The 4,660-nt window shown below is 60.2% G+C and carries 5 protein-coding genes; 2 read left to right on the plus strand and 3 right to left on the minus strand.

The window, feature by feature from the left end:
• Positions 1-572: IS6 family transposase (locus GCT13_RS47055; protein WP_152768371.1), on the minus strand; the 572-nt coding region annotated here is incomplete at its 3' end.
• 133 nt (positions 573-705) lie between these two features.
• Here GCT13_RS47055 and GCT13_RS47060 point away from each other — a divergent pair.
• On the plus strand, positions 706-927 hold the full coding sequence (locus GCT13_RS47060; RefSeq protein WP_152768372.1) for a dodecin family protein: 222 nt from the start codon (positions 706-708) through the stop codon (positions 925-927).
• A gap of 561 nt (positions 928-1,488) precedes the next feature.
• Here the strand turns inward: GCT13_RS47060 and GCT13_RS50390 are convergent.
• Entirely contained in the window at positions 1,489-2,121 is a 633-nt protein-coding gene (locus tag GCT13_RS50390) for a hypothetical protein (protein WP_227747400.1), read from the minus strand.
• A 49-nt stretch (positions 2,122-2,170) separates the two neighbouring features.
• The gene (locus tag GCT13_RS50395; protein ID WP_227747401.1) at positions 2,171-3,154 is read right to left on the minus strand and encodes a PHA/PHB synthase family protein; all 984 of its coding nucleotides are present in this window, start codon (positions 3,152-3,154) and stop codon (positions 2,171-2,173) included.
• 1,189 nt (positions 3,155-4,343) lie between these two features.
• Between GCT13_RS50395 and GCT13_RS47070 the strand changes: the two genes are divergently transcribed.
• The coding region (locus GCT13_RS47070) for a transposase (RefSeq protein WP_227747402.1) at positions 4,344-4,660 on the plus strand (317 nt) is incomplete at its 3' end.

Here is a 4,660-nt window from a genome sequence, read left to right on the forward strand (position 1 = left end):
GCATCGCGGAAGCCGCGCATGCGGCGCTCCCGTTCACGCGTGGGCTGATGACCGTTTTCGGCTCGGTTGTTCAACCGGGCGCTGGCTTTGACGAAGACGTGCTTGACCTTCGCCAGTTCGGGAATCTCGGCTTTCGCGGCGGGATAGCTACGCAGCTGGTCGGTGATGATCTTGCGTGGTACTTCAGGGCACGCTGCAAGCACGCGCTTGAAAAACCGCTTGGCTGCCGCCTTGTCGCGGCGCTTCTGCAGCAGGACATCGAGTTCGGCGCCGTGCTGGTCGACCGCTCGCCACAACAGGTAAGGTTCGCCGCGCAGCGAAACAAACACTTCATCGAGATGCCATGTGGTACCTGGCTTACGGCGCGCAGCCTTGACGCAATGGGCAAAGCCCTTGCCGAATTTGTCGCACCAGCGCCGGATCGTCTCGTAGCTGACAACGACGCCGCGCTCGAATAGCAATTCTTCAATGTCGCGCTGACTCAACTGAAACCTGAAGTACCAGCACACCGCGCAGCTGATTACCGCAGGCGGGAAGCGGAGCCCATGGTAGAGAGATTTCGTATTCTTCATCACGCCATTTTACGCGTCCGTTCTATCGGCGACGTGACAACGCCAATCCTGGAGATGCCCGGGACGCAACCGACCGATGATGGAATCATCGAGGTGCGGCACTCGCGACTCCGGACCCGAGGGAGCGAGAATCATGGCCAAGAAGAAGACCGAGTCAGTTTATCGCGTCACGGAAATTATCGGCACGAGCCCAGTTTCCTGGGAAGAGGCGGCGAAAAATGCTGTGGAAACAGCAGCCAAGGCGCTGCGTGATCTGCGTGTCGCTGAAGTCTGCAAGCTCGACATGAAGGTGGATGGCGGCAAGGTCATTGAATACTGCGCACGAGTGTCCCTGTCGTTCAAGTACGAAGCCTGAGCAACGACTACTTGTGGCACTGCAATGGAAAGCCCGCCTGAATGAGGCTTTCGCTCGCCAGAAGGTCGGCCCCTGGATATGACCAACGATCACGTGCTCCGGAGCAGATGCAAGGCTGCCGACGGCATCGGGTAGTCGCGTTCATGCGCTGCGCACTGTGACGGGAGTGTCTGTCCTGCAGGACCGCGGCTCGCTTTGCGGCTTCGCCGCGAGGTCCTTGCGGATGGCCGCAATTCAGAACGGAAACGGTGCTCATGTCGACGCGCGTCCTCTGACGTTGCGATTACCGGCTTTTTTCGACCGCCCCGTTTCACCAGGATGGTGACCGCGATCGAGCCAATGTCTCGCGACGATGTCCAACCGATGCGCGATTGCACGGAATTGTTCTGGCGGTGGTGAAAAGGCCCCGGGCGCGTTCGTTACCCCGGGTCTTTGGCTCGCGCATGTGCGCAAAAGGCAGCGACAGGGGAAGCCCCCGAACTCTGATCACCGAACAGTAGGTCAGGTCCGGCATCCCTGTGCCATGGGGCAGGGATGTGAGTGCGGGACCGACCGGAGCGTTCAGTGTTCAAGCACATACTTGCCGGGCGCATCATCGAGCGTCGTACCCGCGCCGATTGATGGTGGTGCGATCCGTCTGCTGGAGCGCGCGGCGAGCCATCGTTGCCAGCACGGCCACCATGAGCCGGATTGCGCCGGCATCACTGCCAGCCACGTGTCCGGGTCAACGTACGGTTCGCTATCGCGCCGGATGTCGAAGCGATAATGGCGTCCGGCGTGGCCGGGTTCCGAAACGATACCCGCGTTGTGGCCTCCCGAGGTGAGCACGAAAGCTATCTCCGTACTGGTCAGCGCGTGGAGTTTGTACACCGAGCGCCACGGCGATACGTGGTCGCGTTCGGTGCCCACGACAAAGATCGGCAGCTGCAGCTCGGCTATCCGCACCGGTCTTCCGTGCACACAATGACGGCCTTCGGCCAGATCGTTGTCGAGGTACAGGTGTCTGAGCGTCTCAATGTGCAACCGGTACGGTAACCGCGTGCCATCGGCATTCCACGCCATCAGTTCGGTGGGTTGTGTGCGCTTGCCAAGCAGGTATTCACGCACCAGACGCGACCAGATCAGATCGCGCGAGCGCAGCAGCTGAAACGCAGCGGCCATTTGCTCGCCGTCCAGATAACCCTGCTTCCACATCAATGCGTCCAGATAGGCGAGCTGGCTCGCATCGATGAAGAGACCAAGTTCACCCGGCTCGCCGAAGTCCGTCTGCGAGGCGAATAGCGTCATGGTTTTCAAGACTGGAGACCCGGACCGGGCTTCGCGCGCATGTGCGGCGGCGCCCGATCGTCAGTAGCGTGCCGCCGAGGCAATAGCCTGCTGCATGCATCGGCGTCGCGCCAGTAATGCGATGCACCTGCGCCAGTGCCTCGAACAGGCCCCATTCGAGATAGTCGTTCAGGCCGACATCACGCGCTTCGTTGCGCGGGTTCCGCCAGGAAATCATGAACACCGTGTGCCCGTGTTCGACAAGATAGCGTACGAGCGAGTTGTGCGGCGAAAGATCCAGAATGTAGTACTTCAATATCCACGAAGGCACGATCAATACTGGTTCACGCCAGACCGTTGGGGTCTGCGGCTGATACTGGATCAGTTCGATGAGCCGGTTGCGGTACACGACCTTGCCCGGAGTGATCGCGACGTCCCGTCCGACACCGCCGCCGGGAGTGTGTCCATGCCTTGAAGAAGGCCCGGGCTTCACCAGCAGATCCCCCTGGTCTTCCAGCCAGTTGCGCGCACCATCAAGGAAATTGCGCCCGCCAGTTTCTGTGGCTGCCCGCAGCACCACCGGATTAAGCCACCAGCAGTTCGCCGGTGACAGCATGTCGGTGCATTGGTGCGCGGCGAAACTCACCACCTGTTCGTGGTGCGGAGAAACCCCGCGCACGCCAGTGGTGGCTTCCTGCCAGAACGATTCGAACTGGGCAAACATGTCGCGCAGCACCTGGAACGGCCAATCGTCCCACTCTGCATCGTCGAAGCGCGGGTCGCCGCCATGCCCGTTGCTCGTAGGCTCGCGGGTCAGGAGGCTCTGCCAGTTCGTCAGAATGCGATTCGCAAGCGCATGGTGCTTACCGGGTGAGCACGCCAAATGCAGCGCCCAGTCCAACCACGCCAGCGACAGCGTGGCAGGCGAGCCGCCGGCCCGCGGCTTGGGCGAACGCTGCATACACGGTCCGGTCGAGCTGCGCAAGCGCCCTAGCGAGGCTTTCCGACCCCCGTGTCTCACCGTCCGGGTGTGCCGGGGTTTCCGGCGGCCGCGAGGCGTCACAAGGTCTTGGTCTTATCGGGATGTCGGTCATCGTCACTCCAATTGGTGCTAGTGGTATTGATTAGACAGCGAACCGTCAGCACGGTGCCTATCGCGGCCCCAATCGAAATAGGCACCGGGGTGAAAGCGACAGATGAGCGCGAGCCCGTGGCGAGGTAGACGAAAGCCCACACAAGCCGTCCGATGAACCGCGCGTGCAGATTGCCGTTGAGCTTGCAGGTATCAAATGAACACACTTTCTTTTGCATCCCTGTGCTGGGGCCTGGGGGAAAAGCGCAGGTATGGCGGGCATCACGGTTGTGCCTGGCCGGGCTTTGTCAAGTTGAGATAGAGGGGTGCGTGCTGTTCCGATAGACGTAGGTATCCTGATTAGTTGTTATGAGAGTTTGTTCACGCCTGTGTCTTGGAGCAATGTAGTCGATGACTGTGTGTGGGCCAGAGGGAGTCACTCACACGCACGCGGGCTGACCGTTGTTCATACCCGACGATGGCTATTTTTTTGTCGGGGCCATGGAAGCGCATTGCCAGTCAAGACTTCACGGATCTCTGTCGCCGCCATCATTGTTGCCGCATCGAATACGGCGCAGACGAGGCTTATCGGATGAACATTCGACGCCCCGCAACGTGGCGCCAAATCAGCGGCGCCGACAGGCGCCGCGTTGCGCCAGCCGAAAACAGGTGCAACAGTAGTTATGGCAGCCAGATGGAGGCCGCTCGCCCTGAGAAATTAGCGAATTTAACAACGCTGATGTTTGTTTGGCCAACACGTTCTGCGTGTCGCGAGTCGATATCCATCAACGATCGTCCATGAAGGACGCAAGAAGTCACATAAAACCGATTGAAACCGGGAGTGGACCCGTAGTGGCAGGAGCATTCGCGATCCGGCGAGAACGTCGCGATAGCGTGAGGAGGGAGCCGTGCAGCCGTCAGGTCGCTCGCGCCCGTCTCTGCTTGGGAGACGGCCATCGGGGCGGTGATATGCGCCGCGGCGTCTTCTAGCAGGCTGTTGAATTTCGATCCCGCGTAAACGGGATCCTGGGGCCGAACGTTATGGATATCCTGTTCATGATCTTTGGCRGTGAATTCGATGCGCGGAATGGATGAGRTGCAGGAAGCTCTTTTCACGACGGTCAAGCTTGAGGACTTCGTTCCGGCCGATCATCCGTTGCGCCCCATACGGTTGCTGGTCAATCAGGCGTTGAAGCGGCTCAACGGATTGTTCGGCATCATCTATGCGGACAGCGGCCGGGCCTCGATTGCACCGGAGAAGCTGGTGCGTGCGCTTCTGTTGCAGGTGTTCTACTCGGTGCGCAGCGAACGCATGCTGATGGAGCAGATGCAGTACAACCTGCTGTTCCGCTGGTTCGTTGGACTGGCCATCGAGGACACTGTATGGAACCACTC

Source organism: Paraburkholderia franconis (assembly GCF_009362735.1).
GTDB lineage: Bacteria > Pseudomonadota > Gammaproteobacteria > Burkholderiales > Burkholderiaceae > Paraburkholderia > Paraburkholderia franconis.